Origin of the sequence: Streptomyces lycii (assembly GCF_009735685.1) — a bacterium.
Classification (GTDB): Bacteria; Actinomycetota; Actinomycetes; order Streptomycetales; family Streptomycetaceae; genus Streptomyces; species Streptomyces lycii.
This window is the reverse complement of the sequence record NZ_WHPN01000120.1, coordinates 1-20,560: the sequence shown is the minus strand read 5'-3', so window position 1 is coordinate 20,560 and position 20,560 is coordinate 1. Positions and strand designations below refer to the sequence as shown.

Annotated in this window: 18 protein-coding genes and 2 pseudogenes; 13 read left to right on the top strand and 7 right to left on the bottom strand. The window is 74.5% G+C overall.

The features are described 5' to 3' along the window. From GCU69_RS05335 to GCU69_RS05325, 3 genes and pseudogenes are all read right to left on the bottom strand, one after another. Window positions 1-638: pseudogene (locus GCU69_RS05335) on the bottom strand (hypothetical protein); the annotation flags it as partial. Window positions 639-650: 12 nt separating this feature from the next. Then, window positions 651-1,592, bottom strand: coding sequence for a hypothetical protein (locus GCU69_RS05330; RefSeq protein ID WP_156205259.1), 942 nt, complete (start codon window positions 1,590-1,592; stop codon window positions 651-653). Window positions 1,593-1,603: 11 nt separating this feature from the next. Then, the gene (locus GCU69_RS05325) at window positions 1,604-2,662 is read right to left on the bottom strand and encodes a peptidoglycan DD-metalloendopeptidase family protein (RefSeq protein ID WP_235978247.1); all 1,059 of its coding nucleotides are present in this window, start codon (window positions 2,660-2,662) and stop codon (window positions 1,604-1,606) included. Between the two features lie 169 nt (window positions 2,663-2,831). On the opposite strand from GCU69_RS05325, the gene GCU69_RS05320 reads away from it, so the two are divergent. The 7 genes from GCU69_RS05320 (at window position 2,832) to GCU69_RS05290 (ending at window position 9,223) form a co-directional block, all read left to right on the top strand. Then, window positions 2,832-3,422 carry a DUF6668 family protein gene (locus tag GCU69_RS05320; protein WP_235978246.1) on the top strand — a complete coding sequence of 197 codons (591 nt, stop codon included), beginning with the start codon at window positions 2,832-2,834 and terminating at the stop codon, window positions 3,420-3,422. Next, window positions 3,422-3,667 (top strand): hypothetical protein, encoded by a 246-nt coding sequence (locus GCU69_RS05315; RefSeq protein ID WP_098755335.1) that lies wholly within the window; start codon window positions 3,422-3,424, stop codon window positions 3,665-3,667. The genes GCU69_RS05320 and GCU69_RS05315 overlap by 1 nt, the downstream gene beginning before the upstream one ends. 109 nt (window positions 3,668-3,776) lie before the next feature. Then, a complete protein-coding gene (locus GCU69_RS05310) occupies window positions 3,777-4,058 on the top strand; it encodes a hypothetical protein (RefSeq protein WP_098755338.1) in 282 nt (93 codons plus the stop codon). Between the two features lie 21 nt (window positions 4,059-4,079). After that, entirely contained in the window at window positions 4,080-4,874 is a 795-nt protein-coding gene (locus GCU69_RS05305) for a hypothetical protein (protein ID WP_098755334.1), read from the top strand. 47 nt (window positions 4,875-4,921) lie between these two features. After that, the gene (locus GCU69_RS05300; protein ID WP_143671280.1) at window positions 4,922-6,166 is read left to right on the top strand and encodes a hypothetical protein; all 1,245 of its coding nucleotides are present in this window, start codon (window positions 4,922-4,924) and stop codon (window positions 6,164-6,166) included. An 85-nt stretch (window positions 6,167-6,251) separates the two neighbouring features. Further along, the gene (locus tag GCU69_RS05295) at window positions 6,252-7,742 is read left to right on the top strand and encodes an SCO6880 family protein (protein WP_098755332.1); all 1,491 of its coding nucleotides are present in this window, start codon (window positions 6,252-6,254) and stop codon (window positions 7,740-7,742) included. Between the two features lie 116 nt (window positions 7,743-7,858). Beyond that, window positions 7,859-9,223: a P-loop NTPase family protein gene (locus tag GCU69_RS05290; protein WP_098755337.1), complete on the top strand. Its 1,365-nt coding sequence runs from the start codon at window positions 7,859-7,861 to the stop codon at window positions 9,221-9,223. Between the two features lie 379 nt (window positions 9,224-9,602). Here the strand turns inward: GCU69_RS05290 and GCU69_RS05285 are convergent, their stop codons facing one another. After that, the gene (locus GCU69_RS05285) at window positions 9,603-10,793 is read right to left on the bottom strand and encodes an ABC transporter ATP-binding protein (protein ID WP_156205258.1); all 1,191 of its coding nucleotides are present in this window, start codon (window positions 10,791-10,793) and stop codon (window positions 9,603-9,605) included. 179 nt (window positions 10,794-10,972) lie between these two features. Here GCU69_RS05285 and GCU69_RS05280 point away from each other — a divergent pair, with 179 nt between their 5' ends. The 4 genes from GCU69_RS05280 to GCU69_RS05265 all read left to right on the top strand — a co-directional run bounded on the left by GCU69_RS05280 (window position 10,973) and on the right by GCU69_RS05265 (window position 15,156). Further along, window positions 10,973-11,770, top strand: a complete 798-nt coding sequence (locus GCU69_RS05280; protein ID WP_156205257.1) for an ABC transporter permease — start codon at window positions 10,973-10,975, stop codon at window positions 11,768-11,770. Between the two features lie 3 nt (window positions 11,771-11,773). Continuing rightward, window positions 11,774-12,535 (top strand): ABC transporter permease, encoded by a 762-nt coding sequence (locus tag GCU69_RS05275; protein WP_156205256.1) that lies wholly within the window; start codon window positions 11,774-11,776, stop codon window positions 12,533-12,535. Window positions 12,536-12,857: 322 nt separating this feature from the next. Next, window positions 12,858-13,850, top strand: a complete 993-nt coding sequence (locus GCU69_RS05270) for an ABC transporter substrate-binding protein (RefSeq protein ID WP_156205255.1) — start codon at window positions 12,858-12,860, stop codon at window positions 13,848-13,850. Between the two features lie 64 nt (window positions 13,851-13,914). Continuing rightward, window positions 13,915-15,156 carry a serine/threonine-protein kinase gene (locus tag GCU69_RS05265; protein WP_156205254.1) on the top strand — a complete coding sequence of 414 codons (1,242 nt, stop codon included), beginning with the start codon at window positions 13,915-13,917 and terminating at the stop codon, window positions 15,154-15,156. A 383-nt stretch (window positions 15,157-15,539) separates the two neighbouring features. Here GCU69_RS05265 and GCU69_RS05260 read toward each other — a convergent pair whose 3' ends face one another. Beyond that, on the bottom strand, window positions 15,540-16,682 hold the full coding sequence (locus tag GCU69_RS05260; protein WP_098752497.1) for an NADH-quinone oxidoreductase subunit D: 1,143 nt from the start codon (window positions 16,680-16,682) through the stop codon (window positions 15,540-15,542). Between the two features lie 509 nt (window positions 16,683-17,191). Here GCU69_RS05260 and GCU69_RS33485 point away from each other — a divergent pair. Next, complete coding sequence (locus GCU69_RS33485) at window positions 17,192-17,719, top strand: PH domain-containing protein (RefSeq protein ID WP_235978245.1); 528 nt, start codon at window positions 17,192-17,194, stop codon at window positions 17,717-17,719. A 329-nt stretch (window positions 17,720-18,048) separates the two neighbouring features. Beyond that, window positions 18,049-19,416 carry a PH domain-containing protein gene (locus tag GCU69_RS05250; protein WP_156205252.1) on the top strand — a complete coding sequence of 456 codons (1,368 nt, stop codon included), beginning with the start codon at window positions 18,049-18,051 and terminating at the stop codon, window positions 19,414-19,416. A 71-nt stretch (window positions 19,417-19,487) separates the two neighbouring features. Here GCU69_RS05250 and GCU69_RS05245 read toward each other — a convergent pair whose 3' ends face one another. Continuing rightward, window positions 19,488-19,991: a GNAT family N-acetyltransferase gene (locus tag GCU69_RS05245; protein WP_098752495.1), complete on the bottom strand. Its 504-nt coding sequence runs from the start codon at window positions 19,989-19,991 to the stop codon at window positions 19,488-19,490. Window positions 19,992-20,093: 102 nt separating this feature from the next. Then, window positions 20,094-20,560: pseudogene (locus GCU69_RS33480) on the bottom strand (SAM-dependent methyltransferase); the annotation flags it as partial.

The window sequence follows — 20,560 nt, the reverse complement described above, 5'->3', positions numbered from 1 at the left end:
GTCCCCGCGCTCTGCCCCGTCGCGGTGTCCGCCGCGCGCCCGGACGCGCCGAGCCGGGTGTCCGGCCGCGGCGGCGGTTCCGGGGTCGTAGCGGAGTCGGGGGCCGTAGGGGTGGAGTCCGGGGCCGTACCGGAGTCGGGGGTCGTGCCGGAAGCCGACGCCGGGTCGGGGGCGGCGGGTCCGGGCTCGCGGTCCGGGGCCGGATTTGTGCCGGGGCCGGTGTCCGCCTGCGCGGCCGCGGCGGTCCGTTCCGGGCGGTCCGCGCCGGGTCCGGGCTCGTCGGCCGTGCCGGGGCCGGTCTGCCGCTGTTCGACGGCCGGTTCCGGTATGCGGGTCGGTTCGCCCACGAAGTGGCTGGAGCCGTCGACGCGTACCTCGATCGGCGTGATGTGGCCGCCGCGTTCGTCCGTCACGGTCGCGCGGACGGAGTGCCCGGTGGCCATGGCCAGCCGGTGGAGATGGTTGAGCGCGGCCTCGTGCACCGGTTCGCCGTCGGCGGGGACGACGGACGCCCCGCCGACGGTGCACGTGCCGTCGCGGCTGACCCGTACCTCGAACGGTGCGGGCGCGGATGCGGGCTGCTGGGCCGGGGTGGAGGGTTCGCTGCTGTCCCGCCCGCGGCGCCGGAGGATGGCCATGTGGTGCTCAGCTCACTCGGTCGGTTCGGTGGGAGTGCCGGTGGCCGTGGAGGCGCCCGGGGCCGGGCTCGGGGGACCGGCGGCCTCCACGACGTTGACCTGGTTGACGCGCCACGGCTCGCCCTCGCCGCCGCGCCGCAGTTCGACGAACGCGTGCAGGCGCGGCCCGTCGCCCTCCCAGCCGTCCCGGCCCTTCGCGGTACCGGTGACGGCGAGTTGGCGCCACGCGGTGGTGGCCGTGTCGGCCGGGGCGTCCCCGTCCGACTCCACCTCCAGCTTCACCCGGGTCCAGGCGCGGTGCTCGGCCCAGGCGGCCCACTCCGGTCCGGAGCCCGCCGCGGGGCGGTGGGACCGGTCGGCGGCGGCGAGCTTCTCGGTGCAGTAGCGGCCGGCGCGCAGCACCGCGTCGTGCGGGCCGGCGTCATAGGCCGTGTCGTAGCTGTACGCGGCGGTGGCCCAGGCCTGGGCGACGGCGGTGGCGTCGCGGTCGTCGACCGGGCCGGGCTCGGGCACCTTGGCGTCCTTGTCGAGGGGTTTGCCGCTGGGCACCGGGGCCTTGGGGGCCACGGACGTCTCCTCGGCCGCACCGGAGTCGGAGCGGTCGAGTCCGGGCAGCCCGCACCCGGCGAGCGCGACGAGGGCGGTGGCGGCGGCGAGCAGGGCCGCGCCGCGCCGTACCCGGGCCGTGCCGGACGGGGCCGTGCCGCGCCGTACCCGGGCCGCGCGGGGTGCCGCGGCGCGGTCCGCCGCCGCGTTCCGGGCGGCGTCGGCGCGCCCGTGACCGGGGTCCGGGCGCCGCCCGTCCTCGTGCCCGGCGGTGTGTCCGTCCTCGTACCCGGCGGCGTGTCCGGAGGCGTACCCGATGGCGTGCCCGCGGTCGTACCGGCCGTCGTATCCGCCATCGTGCCTGCCGTACCCGCTGCCGTGACCGCGGTCGGTGCCGTGCGGTGTCATGGCAGTCCCCCTCATTTCCCGATCCATGGTGCCGGATTGACGTACTCGCCGTTCTCCTGGACCTCGAAGTGCAGATGGGCCCCTGTCGAGTATCCCGTGCTTCCGACCGCACCTACGGAATCGCCGGTGTTGACGTTCTGTCCCTTGCTGACGCCGAGGGCGGACATGTGGTTGTAGGTGGTGGAGATCTGCTTGCCGTCCATCGTCCCGTGCGAGATCACGACCCGGTTGCCGTAGGCGGCGTTCCAGCCCGCGAAGGTCACCTTGCCCGGCCCCGACGCGCGGACGGGGGTCCCGGTGGGAACGCCGAAGTCGACGCCGGTGTGCAGCTTGTCGACCTTCAGCACCGGGTGGAAGCGCATGCCGTACGGCGAGGTGATCGGCGGATCGCCGGCGAGCGGCATCGCCAATCTCTGCCCGTCCGGTACGGATTCATTGCCCTTACCGACATCCGCGTACTTGGCGATGAGGGACTTGATGCGGGCCACATAGGCCCGGGTTTCGGTGTACGGGGGGACACCGCCGTACTGCTGCACGGCCCCCGGGCCGGCGTTGTAGGCGGCGAGTGTGAGGTCCAGCAGCGACCCGGAAGCCAGTCCTCCGCTCTTCAGCCGGCCGATCTGCTTGGCGAGCGCGCAGTCGTAACGGCCCTGCGCCATGATCGCGTCACCGGGATCGAACGGCGATATCCGGCCGTTGCCGTCGTCGTCCCGGCCCCAGGTCTCCCAGGTGCCGGGCATGAACTGGGAGAGCCCCTGCGCCCCGACCGGGGACGTCGCGTCCGGGTTCCAGCCGGACTCGGCCTCGATCTGCGCGGCGATCACCGAAGGGCCGATGACCTCGCACATCGACCCCGCCTTGAGCACCCAGGCGACATAGGCGGCCGGGACCGCACCGGCCTTGAGCGGCCGGTCGTCGACCACCGGATCGGCGGCCACGGGAGTCTCCGCCCGATCCTCCCCGGGCACCTCGACACCCAGCACCATGAGCAGAATCAGGACAGGCAGGAAGAAGGCGATGAGGGCGGCGGATGCCGCCCACGTCGACCCTCGTCCGTTGGTGTCCGCCATGCGATCCCCCGCTGTTGCCCGGTCGTCCGGCCCGCTTCCCCCGCGTCCCGTGAGCGGATCGGGACGTACCCGGCCCACGAGGCCGGGCGCATGATGCCACCGCTTCCGGGCGGCCGCGGACCGCCTCCGGGCCGCTGCATACTGAGCCGCGACCTACGGGGGAAGTGGCATGACCATGGACAGTCCTGGAGCGACGGCCCACGGGCCGGAGATCTGGGTGCGCGGCCCGGTGGCACCGCCGCCGCGGGCCGAGGTGCCCCCGCCGGGCGCGGAGCCCGGCGCCGGGGCCGGTCCGGAATCCGCCGCGGCCCCCTCACCGGTACCGCGGGCCGGCGGCCCCGCCTGGGTCAGCGCGCACGGCGGCGCGGGCGCGTCGACGCTCGCCGCGGTGCTCGGCGGGGTGGACAGCGGAAACCGGTGGAGCGATCCCGCCCGTGGTGAGCCGCGGGACGTGCTGCTGGTGGCCCGTACCCACGCGGCCGGACTGACGGCCCTGTCGCAGTGGCTCGACCTGTACCGGCGCGGCGAGCATCCGCCGGGGGTGGAGATCCTCGGCGCGGTGCTGGTCGCGGACGCGCCGGGCCGGCTGCCGCGGCAACTGGCCCAGCGCGTCAAGGTGATCGGCTCCGTCGTGAACGTCCACCGGGTGCCGTGGGTCCCGACCTGGCGCACCGGAAAGCTCGACGGACCACTGCCCCGCGAGATCGGGGCACTGGCCCGTGTGTTGCAGAAGCACTACCGCCCTGCCGAGGAAAAGTGATGCTGACCGACCTGCTCGCCGCCGGTCCCCCGGCGGCCGTGACGGACGAACTGGACCGGGTGCTGGGCATCATCGCCTGGCTGGTGACGGCGGCCGGGGTGATGGGCCTGCTGATCGTCGGTTTCCGGATGTCCCTGTCGCTGCGCTCCGGTGACGGCCGGTACCACATGACCCAGTTCGCGACCGTCATGGGCGCCTGCGTCATCGGTACCACCGCCGGACCGATCGTGCAGTTCCTGTTGTGAACGAGCTGGACCCCCCGTGGTGAACGGCCTGCCCGGGACGGAACGCCGGGAGCGGCCCGGTGCGGCAGCCGGACCGCGGTGACGGCCGGTGCGAACGATGGAGAACGAGATGTTCATGGAACGTGCCCACCGCTTCCTGGCCGACGGGACGGTGCCCGATCCGGTGCGCGACGCGCCGCCCGAGCTGACCGAGAAGGTCGACACGGTGCTGGGCATCGTCGCCTGGGTCGGCACGGCCGCCGGTGTCGCCGGAGTGCTGATCACGGGCGCCATGATGTCCATGTCGCTGCGGCGGGGCGAGGGTTCGGAGCACCTGGGGCGGCTCGGCATGGTGCTCGCCGGCTGTGTGCTGGTCACCTCCGCCGGCCCGCTGGTCAGTTTCGTCGTCTGACCCGCACGGAGCTGACGACGCATGTTCAATGCCAAGCGCGCGCCGCGCACCAGCGGTGAGTGGCGGCCGCGGCCGTTCTGGCAGCAGCGCGGCTGGATCGCCTCCGCGGGCTTCCTGCTCGCCGTACTCGCCCTCGGCGTGCTGGCCGTGTTCGCCGGAAACGGTGCCGAGGTGCCGGGATCGGCCTCCGGCTCCGGCCCGGGATCCGGCTCGTCGGACCCGTCCGGGCAGCGGCAGGCGGAGGAGACACCGGCCGGGAAGCCCGTACCGCTGCGCCCGCCCGGCTGTCACACCGATGACAGCGACCAGAATCCGCCGACCGCGCCGCCCGCCGACGTGATCTGGCGGAACGTCGGTTCCACCCGGGTGCCCACATCGGAGGCGGCGGGGCCGCGCAGCGTCGAGGGCCGGATCTGGTCCTGCTACGCCCGTACGCCGACGGGCGCGGTGATGGCCGCGCACGGCATCGCGAGCCAGCTGGGCTACCCGGGCTGGCGGGAGGTCGCCGAGCGGCAGCTCCTCCCGGGGAAGAACCGGGACGCGTATGTCGGGGAGCGGGAGAAGGAGAAGGACGCCTCGCTCGACGAGGGGCCGGGGAAGGGGCGTTACGCGGGGTTCACGGTGCTGTCGTACTCGGAGGACAAGGCCACGGTGATGCTGCTCATGGAGTTCGACGGCAGCGGCCATCTCAGCAGTTCCGTGTCGCTGGCCTGGGAGGACGGCGACTGGCGGCTGGTCCCGGAGGAGGACGGTTCGCTGACCTCTCCCTTCGCCCGGGTCAGCGGGACCGGCGGTTTCGTCCGGTGGGAGGAGTGATGGCGGGGGTGCCGGGCCGGGCCGCCGGGTGGGTGGAAGCGGGGTGCGTGACCACTCCGCTGGACTGCGGCGCGGAAGAGGCCGCCAAGACGTCGTCGAGCGGTTCCGGGGGAAGCTCCGGCGCCGCGACGGATCCGGACGGGAAAGTCATGGAAACCATTGCGCGGTATCTCGCCGAGGGCGCCGAGAGCATGCTCGACTCGCTCACGCGGTTCTGGATGGAGATCGATGTCGAGGACACCGGGCCGACCGAGCAGATCCTGGGCGAACTCGACTGGATCGTCGGCTACGTCGCCGTGGCGTCCCTGCTGATCGCGGCCTTCCGGATGGCGGTGGACCGCAAGGGCCAGCCCATGCAGGCGGCCTTCTCCGGCCTCTGGCGGATCATCCTGGTGTCGACCGTGGTCGTCACGGTCGTGCAGTCGCTGGTGAAGGCGTCCGACGCCTACGCCGTCTACATCTTCGACGCGGCGACACCGGGCGAGGGCACACCGCGGGGCATGGGCGAAGTCCTGGGCATGGGCAGTCTCGTGGACCTCGCCGAGGACAACCCCGGACTGGTCGTCATCCTCGGCATCGTCATCATGCTGGCCGCCTTCGTCCAGATGGTGCTGATGATCATCAGGACCGGGGTGCTCGTGATGCTCGTCGGCACGCTGCCGCTGGCCGCCGCCGCCTCCATGAGCGGTTGGGGGACCGGCTGGTGGAAGCGGCACATCGGGTGGCTGGCCGCCTGGCTGCTCTACAAGCCCGCCGCCGCCCTGATCTTCTACTGCGCACGGCTGATGACGGACGCCGAGGACGAGATCGTGCAGGCCGTCTCCGGCCTCACCATGATCATTCTGGGTGTGCTGGCGCTGCCCGCCCTGCTCAAGCTGGTGCTCCCGGCGGCGCAGTCGCTGGGCGGCTCGGGCGGTGACACCGCCGGGCTCGGCTCCGGCCAGACGCTGGCCACCGGCGCCGTGACCCTCGCGGGCGGGGCCGCGGCCGGAGCCGGGGTCGCCGCCGCCGGGCGCACCTCCAGCGGTCCCAAGGGCTCGCCGTCGAGCGGCAGCGGGGCACCGCCCGGCGTCCGGGGCGGCTCGGCCAAGGACGGTTCCGGCAAGGACGGTTCCGGCAAGGACGGCTCCGGCGACGCGCGGACCGACGGGGACGGCAGCGGGGGCGGCAGCGGCACGGACGGCCGGGGCGCCGGACCGGAGGGCCCCGGCCGCACCCAGGGCCGGTCCGGACCGCCCACCGGCGGCGGCTCCGCCTCACCCGACGACGGCCGCGCCTCCGTGACCGCGTAACGCCCCGGCGCGGCCCGCGCCCCGCAGCCCCGGTGCCACCCGGCACTCCGACCTCTCCGACCGACCCACCCCGAAAGGACCTTCCATGGCGTCCGAAGCCGCGGCGCGTCCCACCTACGGCAACTGGCGCCGCCCGAGCAGGCCCGGCCTCGGCTCACTCGGGCTGATCGGCACCGTCGCCGTCTTCGCCGGCCTGGTGCTGGTGCTGCTCGCCTCCCTGGCCTCCCTCACGGCGGCGGTCGTCGTACTGATCCCGCTGACGCTCTTCGTCCTGCCGCTGGTGACCCGTACGGTCGACGGCCGCAACCTCTACCAGCTGCTCGCCGTCCGCATCGGCTGGTCCCGGCGCAAGGCCAAGGGCTCGCACGTCTACGTGTCCGGCCCGCTCTCCGGCCGGCCCGGGGGGCGCTTCCGGCCGCCCGGCATGCTCGCGCCGGTACGGATGCGGGAGGGCCGCGACGCGTACGACCGGCCCTTCGGCGTGCTGCACCACCCGAACCGGGACTTCTACACCATCGTGCTGTCCTGCGAGCCGGACGGCGGGTCGCTCATCGACGCCGAGCAGGTCGACATCTGGGTGGCCTCCTGGGGCGACTGGCTCGCCCGGCTCTCCCACGAACCCGGGCTGCGCGGCGCCTCCGTGATCGTCGAGACCGCCCCGGACACCGGCACCCGGCTGGCCGCCGAGGTGCTGCCGCGGCTCTCCCCGGACGCCCCCGCGGCGGCCCGGGCCGTGATGGAGGAGGTCGTCGACCGCTACCCGTCGGCGTCCTCCGAGATGCACACCTACGTCACCCTCACCTACGGGCCCGTCGGCACCCGGCGTGACCCCGAGGAGGTCGTCACCGATCTCTCCATGCGGCTGCCGGGGCTGCTCTCGGGCCTCGTGGCGGCCGGCGGCGGATCCGCCGAACCGCTGTCCGCCCAGCGGATCGCCGAGGTCGTGCGGGTCGCGTACGACCCGGCCGTCGCCTCCGACGTGCTGACCGCCCGGGCGGAGAACAGCGACACCGGCGTGGACTGGGGCGACGCCGGGCCCGCCACCGCCGTCGAGGAGGCCACCGCCTACCACCACGACTCGGGGGTGTCCCGCAGCTGGCTGCTCACCCTCGCGCCGCGCGGAACCGTCCGTTCCGGGGTGTTGCGCGGGCTGCTGGAGCCCGCCCAGGGCACCCGCCGCAAGCGGGTCGCGCTGCTCTACCGGCCGATCGACCCGGCGACCTCCGCCCGGATCGTCGAGTCCGACCGCCGCAACGCCCACTTCTCCGCCTCCTCCGGCCGCGGGCTGGTGCAGGCCCGGGCCGGGGCGGAGATGCGCGCGGCCGAGCAGACGGCGGCCGAGGAGGCGTCGGGCGCGGGGCTCGTGGAGTTCTCCCTGATGCTCACCATCACCGTCGACAACGAGCAGCAGCTCGACGACGCGGCCGCGACCGTACGCAACCTCCAGGCCTCGGCCCGCGTCCAGATGCGGCCCGCCGACCGGATGCAGGCCGCCGCGTTCACCTGCACCCTTCCGGCCGGGCTGCTGCCCTGGGAACACACCCTGATGCCGCGAGAGATCCGGGAGGCGCTGTGAGCGCGCGCAAGCGACGGCAGGCCGGCCCGGCGCAGCCGCGCCGCGAGGCGTTCATCCCCTCCCAGGGCCACCCCGGGCCCGGCGGCGGGCAGGTCGGCGCGATGGACCCGCCCGCGATGTGGCGCGCCACGACCGTCCAGGCGTGCGGCCTCTGGCCGTTCGCGGCCGGATCCGGCGCGCCCATGACCGGGGTGCCGCTGGGACAGCACCTGCACACCGGCGCGACCGTGTGCGGCGACCCGATCTCCTGGTTCACCCGCGCCCACTACATCTCCAACCCGTCCCTGTTCATGCTCGGCATGCCCGGGCTCGGCAAGTCGACGCTGGTCAACCGGATGCTGATCGGGCTCGCCGCGACCGGCGTGGTACCGCTCGTGCTGGGCGACCTCAAGCCGGACTACGCCGTGACCGTACGGGCGCTCGGCGGTCAGGTGATCTCCATCGGCCGCGGTGTCGGCGGCATCAACGTCCTCGACCCCGGGGCCATGGGCGAGGCCGCCGACCGGATCGGCGGTGAGGCCGGACGGGTGTTGCGCGCCGAGGCGCACGGCCGGGTGCTGAACATGGTCGCCGCGCTCATCACCATCGTCCGCAACCGGCCGATGGACGACCACGAGCAGTCGGTGCTGTCGGCCTGCCTGCACCACCTGGGCGACCGCATGGGGAACGGCCGCCCGCCGCTGCTGCCCGATCTGCTCAAGGTCCTCGACGAGGGGCCGGAGCGGGTCCGTTCGGTGACCCTGGACCGGGGTGACGACGCCCGCTACCGGGAGGCCGTCGACCCGCTCCAGCGCTCGCTGCTGGGCGTCCTCGACGGACCGCTCGGCGACACGTTCGCGGCGCCGACCTCGACCCGTATCGACCTGAACGCGCCCGCTGTCTGCATCGACGTCTCGCGGATCGGCGAGGCCGACACCCAGCTGACCGCGGCGGCCATGCTCGCGGCCTGGTCCGACGGGCTCGGCACGGTCGCGGCGGCGCACGCGCTGGCGGACGCCGGACTGGCCCCGCAGCGCTGGTTCTTCACCGTCCTCGACGAGCTGTGGCGGCCGCTGCGCGCCGCCTCCGGCATCGTGGAGCGGATCGACGCGCTCACCCGGCTCAACCGCTCGCTGGGCCTCGGCGACGCGAAGATCACGCACACGCTGAAGGACGCCGAGTCGCTGGGCAACGAGGCGGACCGGGCCAAGGCGCGCGGCTTCGTCGAGCGCGCCGGGATGGTGGTGTGCGCCGGGCTGCCGCGCAACGAGATGCAGGAACTCGGCAAGGTCGTCGGGATGTCGGAGCGGGAGATCGAACTGGTCTCGTCCTGGTCCTCACCGCCGGGCTGGGCCGGCACCGGGGGGAACGAGGAGCCGCCCGGCCGGGGACGTTTCCTGATCAAGGTCGGCGGCCGGCCGGGCATTCCGATCAAGATGGCGATCACGGACACCGAGCGGGAACTGCACGACACCAACCTGCGGTGGACCACGGGGGGATGACCCGGCGCGCCGCCGCGGCGGCGGGTGCCGACGGCCGAAAACCGGAAGTGGAGGGGGCGGCCCGGACCGCGCCCGGACCGGGAAGGAACCGGCGGGCGCCGGGGAGGAACCGGTGGCGCCGGGGAGGGAGCCGACGGGTGCCGGGGCGGGAGCCGGGGCCGGAACCCGTGCCCCGCGTCCGTGTCCGCCTCCGGGCCCGGGGCGGGGCCCGTTCGGGCCCGCTCGGTCCCGGACTGCCGCGTTCGTGCCGTAGCGGTACGGGCGGGCCCGGCCGGATCCGTGCAGGCCCGGGCGTGACGGTCCCCGGGCCGTCGTGCCCCGGCCTCCGTCAGGCCTCGGCCCCCGTCACGCCCCGGGGACCGTCAGGCCCCGGGCCCCGTCACGCCCCGGGGACCGTCTCCAGCGTCACGGCCTCGCGGGCGACGGCGTTCGCGTCCGCGTCGATGGAGCGGCGCAGCGCCTCGTGCAGCCGCGCCGGGGTGAGGACGCCGAGGAAGCGGTCGCCGTCCAGCACCGCTATCCAGCCCGCGTCGTGCTGGAGCATCGTGCTGAACGCCTGCTTGAGCGGTGCGCCGACCGGCAGCCACGCCTCCATCCGGCGGGCGTGCTCGCGGACCGTGCCCGCCGCGGCCGCCGTGCCGCCGCCCGCGGTGCTCCGGCTGTCGTCCGTCACGTCCCGCGGCAGCCAGCCGTGCAGATCGCCCGCCGCGTCCAGCACCACGGCCCAGCGGGCGTCCTCGGCCGCCATCCGCTCCTCCGCGCGGCTGAGCGAGTCACCGAGCCGGACGACGGGCGGCTGCACGAGGTCGCCCGCCTCGACGGGGGTGACGGAGAGCCGCTTCAGCCCGCGGTCGGCGCCCACGAAGTCGGCGACGTACGGCGTGGCCGGGGCGCCCAGGACCGTGGCCGGCGGGTCGAACTGCTCGATGCCGCCCTGCCCGTAGACCGCGATCCGGTCCCCGAGCCGTACGGCCTCCTCGATGTCGTGGGTGACGAACAGGACCGTCTTGCGCAGCCGTTCCTGGAGCGTGCGGAACTCGGTCTGCAGATGCTCGCGCACCACCGGGTCGACGGCGCCGAACGGCTCGTCCATCAGCAGCACGGGCGGGTCGGCGGCCAGCGCGCGGGCGACACCGACGCGCTGCCGCTGGCCGCCGGAGAGCTGGTCCGGATAGCGGTCGCCGTACACGGACGGGTCGAGGCCGACGAGTTCGAGCAGCTCGGCCGCGCGGTCGCGGGCCTGCTTCCGCGGCCGGCCGAGCAGATGGGGCACCGTGGCGGTGTTGTCGAGCACGGTCCGGTGCGGGAACAGCCCGACCTGCTGGATGACGTAACCGATGCGGCGGCGCAGCTCGACCGGGTCGGCCGAGGCGATGTCGGCGCCGTCGAGGAGGATCCGCCCGGAGGTGGGCTCGATCAGCCGGTTGACCATCTTCATGGTGGTCGTCTTGCCGCAGCCGGACGGCCCGACGAGGGTGACCAACTCCCCCTCGGCGACCTCGAAGGACAGGTCGTCCACGGCCGTCGTGCCGTCGGCGTAGCGCTTGGTGACGTGCTCGAACCGGATCATGACACCTCTGCTCGCCGGAAGGGACCGTGCCGTGGGGACGGACATCTGTGAACGGCACCTGTGCAACAACACCTGTGAAGAACATATTGCCGTGCGGCACCGACAGCGACCCGTTGTCACCGGCACGGGATAGTGTCGCCCACGCATTGAACGGCCCGCGCGGGGGGAGAGGGACGGGCGTGAGTGAGCGAAGCTGTCTGACCGCCAACGCCTGGGTGTGCCCGGAGTACGTCCGGTCGCGCTCCCAGGAGCTGCTGGACGCCACGGCGCAGCATGTGGGCATCGCGCTCTCCTCGGTGGCGATCGGCCTGCTGGTCGCCCTCCCGCTGGCGCTGCTGGCCCGCCGCCGGAAGGGGTTCGCCGGGCCGGTGCTCGGGCTGACGACCGTGCTCTACACCGTGCCGTCACTGGCGATGTTCGCGCTGCTGATGCCGGTGTTCGGGCTGTCGGCGTCGGTGGTGGTGACCGGCCTGGTGCTCTATTCGCTGACGGTGCTGGTGCGCAACATCCTGGCCGGGCTGGAGTCCGTGCCCGACGAGGCCCGGGAGGCCGCGCTGGGGATGGGCTACGGCCCGTGGCGGCTGCTGTTCGAGGTGGAGCTGCCGCTCGCGCTGCCCGCGCTGATGGCCGGTCTGCGCATCGCCACGGTCTCCGCGGTCTCGCTGACCACGGTCGGCGCGATCGTCGGGTACGGCGGCCTGGGCAATCTGATCTACGAAGGCATGGACACCCTGTTCAAGTCCCAGGTGCTGACGGCCTCGGCGCTCTGCGTGCTGCTGGCGGTGGTCTTCGACGTGCTGCTGCTGTGGGTGCAGCGGCGGCTCACGCCGTGGGCCCGGACCTCGCGGACGCGCCGCGGCGGCCGCCGGTCCCGGCGCGGGGCCGCGAAGGGGCTTGATACGGCAGAGGCGGCAGATGCCCGGGAGGCGGCGGGGGCCGCGGATCCGTCCGGGAACCGCACGGTGAAGGCGGGTTGAGCGATGGGCGCGATGACGGACGCCTTCGGCTGGCTGCTGACGGGCGCGAACTGGGCGGGTGCCGCGGGAGCCGGCCGGCGGCTCGGTGAGCATCTGTTCCTGACGGCCGTGTGCCTCGCGGTGGCCTGCGCGATCGCGCTGCCCGTCGCGCTGTGGCTCGGTCACATCGGCCGGGGCGGGGCGCTCGCGGTCAACATCTCCAACGCCGGGCGGGCCGTTCCGACGTTCGCGGTGCTCGTGCTGCTGACGCTCACCCCGCTCGGCGGCCACGGCGAGCTTCCGACGATCATCGCCCTGGTGCTGTTCGCCGTACCGCCGCTGCTGACGAACGCCTACGTCGGGATGCGCGAGGCCGACCGGGACGTCGTGGAGGCCGCCCGGGGCATGGGCATGTCCGGCCGGCAGCTGCTGGCCCGGGTCGAACTGCCGCTGGCCTTCCCCCTGATCATGACCGGTATCCGCTCGGCCGCCGTCCAGGTCGTGGCGACCGCGACCCTCGCCGCGCTGCCGGGCGGCGGCGGACTGGGCCGGATCATCACCGCGGGCTTCAACACCTACAACACCCCGCAGGTGGTGGCCGGGGCGATCCTGGTGGCCGTGCTCGCGCTGCTCGTCGAGGCGCTGCTGGCGCTGGCGCAGTGGCGGTTCGATCCGATGCGCCGCAGGAGGCGCCCGGTGCCGCCCCGGGGGCCCGGTGTTCCCCGCCGGCTCCGGATGCCCGCCGCCCGCGCCCGGCCCCGCCCCGAGCCCGCCCGCCGGCCCTGACCACCCCGTGGGCGCACGGCGGCGCACCGGCCGGCCCGCGCTGTGGCGGCCGCGTACGGATCCGGCGTCCCGGGCCCGTGACCGACGCCCACCGCCCGTGTCCGACGTCCACCGGCCCGTATCCGAAGCGCACCGATCCGTATCCGAAGCCCACCGCCCCGAACCCGAGGCGCTCCGGCCGAAACCGACCCGCTCCGGCCCGAATCCGATCCGCACCGATCCGCACCGACCCGTAGCGACCCGTAGCGACCCGTACCAATCGACACCGACTCGTATCCGACCCGGTTCCCCGATACCGGACCCAGCAGGATGGTGACTTTCGATGAGCAAGGCAGCAACACCGTTCGGGCGCGTGGCCCGCGCCCTGACCGTCGCGGGCAGCGTCGTCGCGCTCACGGCCGGACTCGCCGGCTGCGGCGGCGGCGAGAGCCTGGAGGAGTCGGGCAGCGGCGACTCCTCGGCCGGGGGCGGTGGCGGCAAGGGCACCCTGGTCGTCGGCTCGGCGGGCTTCACCGAGTCCGCGCTGATGGCCGAGATGTACGCGCAGCTCCTGGAGGACGCCGGTTACCGGACGTCCGTCAAGACGCTCAAGAACCGCGAGCTGTACGAACCGGCCCTGGAGAAGGGCCAGATCGACGTCGTTCCGGAATACGCGGCCACGCTCGCCGAATTCCTCAACGCTAAGGAGAACGGCTCGAAGGCCGACCCGGTCGCCTCCAGCGATGTCACGAAAACCGTCGAGGCGCTGCGGAAGCTCGCCGAACCGCGCGGGCTGAAGGTTCTCCCCGTCGGCGAGGCCGTCGACCAGAACGCCTTCGCCGTGACCGAGGAATTCGCCGCAAAACACGATCTTGAAACGCTGACCGATCTCGGCGAGTCGAAGCAGAAGATCAAACTCGCGGCGGGCGACGAGTGCGACGTCCGGCCGTTCTGCCGGCCCGGGCTGGAGAAGACGTACGGCATCGACATCACCGCCGTCGACCCCAAGGGCGTCGGCACCCCGCAGGCCAAACAGGCCGTCAAGGACGGCACCGACCAGCTGGTGCTGACCACCACCACGGACGCCACGCTCGACAGCTTCGGACTGGTGCTCCTGGAGGACGACAAGAACCTCCAGAACGCCGACAACCTGCTCCCCGTGGTCAACGAGAAGGACGCGGGCGGCAAGGACGTCGAAGCGGCGCTCGGCAAGCTGACGAAGGTTCTCACCACCGACGACCTGATCGAGTTGAACCGCAAGGCCGGAGCCGAGCGGCAGAAGCCCGAGGACGTCGCGAAGGAGTACCTGGAGTCAAAGGGGCTGCTCGGTAAGTAACCGGCCGAAAACAGATTGGCGGCCGGGGCCCCACGCACCTCACACGCACGGTAAGTTTCTGGCCATGCCACGTGGACGCCACCGCCATTCGCCACCCCTGCACCGGCTCCTGCCCCCGTCGAGCGTCTTCGGCGTGTCAGCCGCCTGCGCCGTCGGCGCCTGTCTGACAGCCGATCCGGCGGTGCTGCGCGTCCTCGTGGCCGCGGCGGTCGCGGCAGCGGTCACCGGCGCGGTCATGATGCGCGGTTGGGACCGGGCGGCGGGCAAGCGCGTCGCCGAGCTGGAGCGCGCCCGGGTGCGGGACGAGTGGCGCACCGAGGAGCGCGTCGCCGAACTGGAGGCGGACGTCGAGGAGTCCCGCGAGCTGCGCATGGCCCTGGAGGCGAAGCTGCGCGCCAAGCGCGCGGAACTCGCCAGGCTGCGCAACGAGCACGCCGGGCTGCTGCGCCGCTACGCCACCGCGGAGACCGAGCGGGCCAGTGCTCTGGAGGGCCGCAGGCTGCTCGCCATCGAGGCCGCGAGCCCGGCTCGCGCCCTGCCGGCGGTCCCGGAGGACCGGGACCGGCAGGGCGCGCCGACCGCGGTGGCCTATCTGCGGGCGGCCGAGGCCCTGCGGCAACTGGCCCGGAACGGCGCCCGTCAGCAGGCGGAGCGGACCGTCGCCGAGGCGCGGCGGCGGGACAACGAAGCGCGGGAGGCGGACGAACCCACGGGGAGACACGCGGCGGCAGGCGGCCGGCGCGAGCGGGGCGGACGTACGGCTGCCGGTTCCGGCGCCGAGTCCGACGCCGGCGCCCCGGCCGGTCCGCGCGACCGGCACACGGTTCCGGCCGCGGCGGCCGTCGTGCCGTACGAGCCGCGGCGGGGCGGGGCCGGCCGGGTGCAGGGCACCTTCGACTTCTTCGGCACCCAGTCCGCGCGGGCGGCGCAGCAGCGTCCCGAGCTGACGGCCGTCGCCCCGGACGACGACCTGGCCGACGTGGTGGGCGCGGAGGCGTTCGCCGAGCACGAGGCGCACCGGGCGCATCAGGCCCGTCGGGACACCGGACGCGCGGCCGCGGAGTCCCGCGAGACGGAGCGGACCGTGGACGTCGGCCCGCTCCGGGAGCCCCGCGACGAACGTGACGAGCGCGACGAACGTGACGAGCGCGGCGGGCGCGACGAGAAGGACGAGACGGAGACGGAGCACGAGCGTCCGGACGGGTCCGGGCCCGGTGACCGCTCGGGCGGTGAGGTCATCGACCTGACCGAGCACGACGAGACGGAGCAGCTGGACCTGAGCGAGCTGCGCGCCCACTCCTCCTGACCCCGGAGGGCTGCCGGCGGCCGGGAGGCGGCACGGCGGCCGGATCGATCCGGCCGCCCGGCAGGGGCCGGCCTCGTCCCCGGTTCCGGCCGGGGCGGGCCGGGCGCGAGGAGAGCCGGTCCAGCGGGCCCGGCCGGGGCCCCGGGCCGGGCAGTTCCGGCCCAGGAAGTCCCGGCCCAGGAAGTCCCGGCCCAGGAAGTCCCGGCCCAGGAAGTCCCGGTCCGGAGAGTTCCGGTCCGGGGAGGCCCCGCCCGGACAGTCCCGGTTCGGGAAGTCCCTTGTTCTTGTTCGGGCCCGTCCGGGTGGCCGGTCCGGTGGGCCGGGCGCGGGTGGTCAGGCCCGGACGGGCCGGGCTCCGAGGAGCAGGGCGGGCCGAAAGCGGGTCACTTGTCGATGTCGCCGACGACGAAGAACAGCGAACCCAGAATCGCCACCATGTCCGCGACCAGCGTGCCGGGCAGCAGCTCCGTCAGCGCCTGGATGTTGTTGAAGGACGCGGACCGCAGCTTCAGGCGGTACGGCGTCTTCTCACCCTTGGAGACGAGGTAGTAGCCGTTCAGCCCGAGCGGGTTCTCCGTCCAGGCGTACGTGTGGCCCTCCGGCGCCTTGAGCACCTTCGGCAGCCGCTGGTTGACGGGCCCCTGCGGCAGTCCGGCGATCCGGTCCAGGCAGGCGTCCGCGAGGTCGAGGGAGTTGTTCGTCTGCTCCAGCAGGCATTCGAAGCGGGCCAGGCAGTCGCCCTCGGCACGGGTGACCACCCGCAGGACGTCCTGCAGCTCGCCGTACGCGAGATACGGCTCGTCGCGGCGCAGGTCGAAGTCCACGCCGGAGGCGCGGGCGATCGGTCCGCTCACGCCGTACGCGTGCACGGCCTCGCGGGACAGCGTGCCGATTCCGCGGGTCCGGCCGCGGAAGATCTCGTTGCCGAGGACCAGGTCCTCGTAGACGTGCATCTTCGACCGGACGGCGGCCACCGCGGCGCGGGCCCGGCCGAGCCAGCCCGCCGGCAGGTCCTCCTTGAGGCCGCCGACCCGGTTGAACATGTAGTGCATCCGGCCGCCGGAGACCTCCTCCATCACGGCCTGGAGGTCCTCGCGCTCCCGGAAGGCGTAGAACACCGGGGTGATACCGCCGAGTTCCAGCGGATACGAGCCGAGGAACATCAGGTGGTTGAGCATCCGGTTCAGCTCGGCGAGCAGCGTGCGGGTCCAGACGGCGCGCTGCGGGACCTCCATGCCGAGCATGCGCTCGACGGCGAGCACCACGCCCAGTTCGTTGGAGAACGCCGAGAGCCAGTCGTGCCGGTTCGCGAGCACGATGATCTGGCGGTAGTCGCGCGCCTCGAAGAGCTTCTCCGCGCCCCGGTGCATGTAGCCGACGACCGGCTCGGCCGACAGCACCCGCTCGCCGTCCAGCACGATCCGCAGCCGCAGCACGCCGTGCGTGGACGGATGCTGCGGGCCGATGTTGAGCACCATGTCCGTGCTCTCCGCGGCACCGCCGATCCCGACCGTCGTCTCCGTCATGGGGGACAGTCTTGCAGCCCGGGCCCGGGGGCGGTCCACCTCCCCGCGGCCGGGGCCGCGGTCCACGCTCCCGCGGACCGGGAGGCGGTCCGCCTGCCCGCGGGGCGTGGCGGATCTTCGGGATTCCGGCTCCGGTGCCCACCGCACCGGGCCGGACTAGGCTGGCGAACATGGAATCGGGGAGTGGCGCGGGTCCGGAGACCGACGGCCCGGCGGGCGTACGGCGGGCCCCGGACGAGGCGGCGGACGTGCCGGAGGCGACGGACGTGCCGGAGACGGCGAAGGCCAGGGAGCGTGCGGAGGGGGCTGAGGCGGCGAAAGCCCGGGAGCGTGCGGAGGGCGCTGAGGCGGCGGGGATCGCGAAGGCCGCGGAGGGGTCCGGGGCGCCGGTTGCGCCGGGGGATCCCGGGGCGTCCTCGGTATCCGGGGGGTCCGGGGCGCCGGACGAGGTGCACTCGCCGGACGTGGCGGATACGGCTGATGCACCGGATGTGGCGGATGTGCCGGGCGTGCCGGACGCGTCCGACGGGGCCGAGGGCCCGGAGGGTTCGCAGGCCCCGGACCGGCCGGCCGGCCCCGAGTGGGCCGCGCTCCCGGGCGGGTTGCTGCGGCTGCGCCGCGTCGTCCTGGTCGCCGTCGGGCTGCCGGTCGCCGCCGCGGCCGGGGTGCCGCTGTGGCTGCTCGCCGGGGCGGGCTGGGGGTTGCTCGGTGTGCTGCCGCCACTGCTGCTCGGCGGCTGGGGCTGGTGGCTGCTGGGCCGCAACTGGCGTTCCTGGCGGTACGCGGAACGCGCCGACGACCTGCTGATCACCCGCGGCGTGCTGTGGCGGCGGCTGACCGTCGTGCCGTACGGCCGCATGCAGCTCGTGGAGGTGACCTCGGGACCGCTGGAGCGGCACTTCGGGCTGGCGAGCGTGCAGTTGCACACGGCGGCCGCGGCGAGCGACGCCCGCATCCCCGGCCTCCTGCCCACCGAGGCGGAACGCCTGCGCGACCGTCTGACGGAGCTGGGCCAGATCAGATCGGCGGGCCTGTGACGGCGGGCGGAGCGGGACCTGTCGGTGCCGGACCGGGCGGCGGGGCGCCGGGCGGTACGGGACCGGACGGTCCCGAAGCGGAGGGGGCGGGACCTGCCGGGGCCGAGCCGGAGGGCGCGGGACCTGCCGAGGCCGAGCCGGAGGGCGCGGCAACGGGCAGATCCGGGCCGGAGGGCGCGGCAACGGGCAGATCCGAGCCGGAGGGCGCGGCAACGGGCCGAATCGAGCCGGAGGGCGCGGCTACGGGCCGAACCGAGGCGGAGCGCGCGGCAACGGGCGGAACCGAGCCGGCGGGAGCCGGATCCGGCGGCCCCGGGCCGGGCCGCGCCGTGTCCCCGCGCCCGGAGCCACAGGGCGGCGGTCCGGGCGAGACCGGCCGGGACCGGGACGGAGCCGGTGGCGGCGAGCGTCGGCTGCACCCGGTCACCCCGTTCCGCAGGGCCTGGGCACCGATCGCCATCGCCATCGGTGCCGTCGTCCGGGACCTCGACCAGGCGCAGCGCTGGTTCAGCGGGCTCAGCACCGGCCACGCCCTGCTCGGGCTCGCGGTCGTCATCCCGGCGGCCGCCGCGTACGGCTTTCTGAGCTGGTGGTTCCGCTGGTTCGCGGTGACGGACACGGAGTTGCGCATCCGCAGCGGCCTCGTCTTCCGCCGGACCGCCCACATCCGCCTCGACCGGCTCCAGGCCGTGGACGTCACCCAGCCGCTGCTCGCACGGTTCGCCGGTGTCGCCAAGCTCAAGCTCGACGTGCTGGGCGCGGCGGACAAGGACGAACTGGCCTTCCTCGGCGAGAGGCAGGCCCGTGCGCTGCGGGCCGAACTGCTGGCCCGGGCCGCGGGCATCGCGCCGGAGTCGGCGCGTGAGGCCGGTGAGGCGCCGGTACGGCAGCTGGCGCGCGTCGACCCGAGGACGCTGGCCGTGTCGGTCCTGCTGCTCACCGGTGTCTGGGCGGGGCTGGTGGCCGCTGTCGCCGCCCCGCTCGTGGTGTGGGCCCTCAGCGACAGCGTGTGGGCGGCGGTCGCCACGGCCGCGCCCTGTCTCGGCGCGGTGTGGGCGGCCAGCGCGGGCCGCTACGTCAAGGAGTACGACTGGACGGTCGGCGAGTCCCCGGACGGCCTCCGGCTGGATCACGGGCTGCTCGACCGGGAGCACGAGACGGTGCCGCCGGGCCGCGTGCAGACCGTACGGATCGTCGAGCCGCTGCTGTGGCGGCGGCGCGGCTGGGCCCGGGTGGAGCTGGACGTCGCCGGGTCGAAGAACGGGCTGCTGCTGCCGGTCGCCGACCGGGGCACCGCGGAGCGGGTGATCGCGAGGGTGCTGCCGGGGGTGGACGCCGGGGCGGTCGCCGCGGCGGCGGTACGGGTGCCGCGGCGGGCCCGCTGGTGCGCGCCGGTGTGGTGGCGCGGCCACGCGTTCACGGCTGACGGTCCGGTCTTCGCGTCCCGGTGGGGGCTGCTGAACCGGACGCTGGCGCTCGTGCCGCACGCGAAGGTGCAGAGCGTGCGCCTGGTGCAGGGGCCGTGGGAGCGGCGGCACGGGCTGGCCGAGGTGCATGTCGACACGGGCGCCAACAAGACGGTCACGGCCCGGCTGCGCGACGAGGACGAGGCCCGGGCCGCCGTCGAGGCCCAGGCGGACCGTTCCCGCACGGGCCGCCACGAGGCCCTGCCGGACCGCTGGCTCACCGGCCGCTGACGCCCCTGACCCTCCCGGATGCCCCTGACGCCCCGCCTCCTTCTGACGCCCCGAACGGCTCGCGGCTCCCGTTACGGGACCGGGGCGAGAAGCTTCACCATCGTGTCCGAGTCCGGACCGGAGCGGACCGTCGTGAAGCCCTCGTGCGCGTACCACCGCGCGGCGCCGTTGGCGCGCTCCACACTCAGCGAGATCCGCCCGAAGCCGGCTTCCCCGGCCCGGCGGACGGCCGCCCGGAGCAGGGCCCTGCCGACTCCGCGGCCGCGCCAGGGGGCGGCCACCCCGATCGACAGTTCCGGCACGTCCGGCGCGACGAAGCCGTAACCGGGGTCGTCCTCGGGGAACAGCCGCAGCCAGGCCGCCCCGATCCGGCCGCCGTCCGCGGTGGCGATCGCACCGAGATCGCCGGGTCGTGGCCAACCGGATACGTAATGGCCGGTCAGCGGGTCGCCGAGGATGTCCGTACGGGGGATCCGGCGGTCCGGGGACCAGTTCACGGCCTCCACGAGCATGTCCCCGAGAAAGCCGGCGTCGTGCGCCGCCGCGGGCCGCACCGCGAAGCCGTTGTCGTCCATGCGCAGGATCGTGCACCGGCCGCCCGCCCCGGGACAACGGCTCGCACCGCGGAAAACGGCTCCCGGGCGGCGCGGGAACGGCCCGGGCGGGCGGTGGGGATGTCAGCCGAACGGTCCCCCGCCCGGCCCGTCGTCGTCCCCGTCATCCGGCCCGTCGTCGGACCCGTCTTCCGGCCGGACACCCGGCGCGTCGTGCGGTCGGTCGTCCGGCGGGTCGTGCGGTCCGTCGTCGGACCCGCCTTCCGGCCGGACACCCGGCCCGACGTCCGGCGCGTGGCCCGGCGCGTCGTCCGGCGGGTCGTGCGGTCCGTCGTGCGGTCCGTCGTCCGGCGGGGCGCCCGGTCCGTCGTCCGGTCTCTCGTCCAACCCGAGTTCGCGCAGCCGCAGGCCCACCGGCTGGAGCAGCCAGCCGAAGGCGCCCAGGCCCGCCGGATCGGTGAGTTCGGCCGCCTCGCCCGCACGGGCGAGGGCCCGTACGTACGCCGCGGGGTCGTGCGTGGCCAGCGCGAGCGGTGGCCGGCCGCCGTCGACACCCAGCGCGCGCAGCACCTCCCGCTGCGACAGCAGCG

What these genes read in the sequence shown, in the direction of transcription:
- GCU69_RS05320 (WP_235978246.1), top strand. Translation starts at nt 2,832, where the DNA reads ATGACCATGGACAGTCCTGGAGCGACGGCCCACGGGCCGGAGATCTGG.
- GCU69_RS05315 (WP_098755335.1), top strand. Translation starts at nt 3,422, where the DNA reads ATGCTGACCGACCTGCTCGCCGCCGGTCCCCCGGCGGCCGTGACGGAC.
- GCU69_RS05310 (WP_098755338.1), top strand. Translation starts at nt 3,777, where the DNA reads ATGTTCATGGAACGTGCCCACCGCTTCCTGGCCGACGGGACGGTGCCC.
- GCU69_RS05295 (WP_098755332.1), top strand. Translation starts at nt 6,252, where the DNA reads ATGGCGTCCGAAGCCGCGGCGCGTCCCACCTACGGCAACTGGCGCCGC.
- GCU69_RS05325 (WP_235978247.1), bottom strand. Translation starts at nt 2,662, where the DNA reads ATGGCGGACACCAACGGACGAGGGTCGACGTGGGCGGCATCCGCCGCC.
- GCU69_RS05290 (WP_098755337.1), top strand. Translation starts at nt 7,859, where the DNA reads ATGTGGCGCGCCACGACCGTCCAGGCGTGCGGCCTCTGGCCGTTCGCG.
- GCU69_RS05330 (WP_156205259.1), bottom strand. Translation starts at nt 1,592, where the DNA reads ATGACACCGCACGGCACCGACCGCGGTCACGGCAGCGGGTACGGCAGG.
- GCU69_RS05245 (WP_098752495.1), bottom strand. Translation starts at nt 19,991, where the DNA reads ATGGACGACAACGGCTTCGCGGTGCGGCCCGCGGCGGCGCACGACGCC.
- GCU69_RS05305 (WP_098755334.1), top strand. Translation starts at nt 4,080, where the DNA reads ATGTTCAATGCCAAGCGCGCGCCGCGCACCAGCGGTGAGTGGCGGCCG.
- GCU69_RS05265 (WP_156205254.1), top strand. Translation starts at nt 13,915, where the DNA reads ATGCCACGTGGACGCCACCGCCATTCGCCACCCCTGCACCGGCTCCTG.
- GCU69_RS05285 (WP_156205258.1), bottom strand. Translation starts at nt 10,793, where the DNA reads ATGATCCGGTTCGAGCACGTCACCAAGCGCTACGCCGACGGCACGACG.
- GCU69_RS05260 (WP_098752497.1), bottom strand. Translation starts at nt 16,682, where the DNA reads ATGACGGAGACGACGGTCGGGATCGGCGGTGCCGCGGAGAGCACGGAC.
- GCU69_RS05275 (WP_156205256.1), top strand. Translation starts at nt 11,774, where the DNA reads ATGGGCGCGATGACGGACGCCTTCGGCTGGCTGCTGACGGGCGCGAAC.
- GCU69_RS05270 (WP_156205255.1), top strand. Translation starts at nt 12,858, where the DNA reads ATGAGCAAGGCAGCAACACCGTTCGGGCGCGTGGCCCGCGCCCTGACC.